Here is an 800-nt window from a genome sequence, read left to right on the forward strand (position 1 = left end):
TTTGCTTTTCGATTTTTGTAGTAAATAGAGGCAAATCGAGTTTGCAATTAGCGCAAGAATCGATATGACTATCATGGTAGAAAAGTCAGGTAACTGCTCATTGCCAAAGAAACGTCTTAGTACTTCTAAAAAACCAAGAATCGCTAGCGTAATTTGAAAATATCCGGCAATTCTAGCAATCCGTTTTTTCTTAATGACCGTTCCACCGACCGCAAATAAGCTAATTCCGTACACGAAGCTATCTGCTAACATATCTAAGCTGTCGGCGACCAACCCCATCGAACGAGAAATCAGTCCCGTGCTCATTTCAATAATAAAGAAAGCAAAGTTAATGACCAGCACTATCCATAGTAGCTTTCTTTGCTCAGCATCTTTTTTGTGACTAGAATCAGCATCAATTTTAAAATTATTGTTGGGATCAGAGGGGTCAATGGTTTCGGTCGAGAGTAGGGTGTCTCCTAATTTTAGGTCATGAATAGCAGTCTCTATCCCTTCTATATTGTCATGATGAAACACAGTTAATTGACGGTTAGGAATGTCGAACTCAAGATGTTCAATATTCGAGTGGCCCTCTAATTTCATTCGGATTAGGTTTTCCTCCGAAGGGCAGTCCATCTTCGATATTTTAAAAGTTGTTTTATTCATAGCTACATTTATATCCGGGTGGTGGTTCAAAAAGTAGGCTGGAAAAAAACAGGCTGAGAAATTGATAAATAGTGAAATGCAAATGACACTATACATCAAATGCCCAGCCTGTCTAAGTGACAATATAAAGAAAAATGGTTTCAAAAGCTATACCC

General features: G+C 38.1%; 1 protein-coding gene and 1 pseudogene. One reads left to right on the top strand and one right to left on the bottom strand.

Annotated elements, in window-relative coordinates; genetic code table 11:
• On the bottom strand, window positions 1-645 hold a 645-nt coding region (locus tag ACTXGL_RS14080), incomplete at its 3' end, for a cation transporter (protein ID WP_443527307.1).
• 76 nt (window positions 646-721) lie between these two features.
• On the opposite strand from ACTXGL_RS14080, the pseudogene ACTXGL_RS14085 reads away from it, so the two are divergent.
• Window positions 722-800: pseudogene (locus tag ACTXGL_RS14085) on the top strand (IS1 family transposase); the annotation flags it as partial.

It is taken from the genome of Psychrobacter sp. T6-6, from assembly GCF_052258185.1.
Classification (GTDB): Bacteria; Pseudomonadota; Gammaproteobacteria; order Pseudomonadales; family Moraxellaceae; genus Psychrobacter.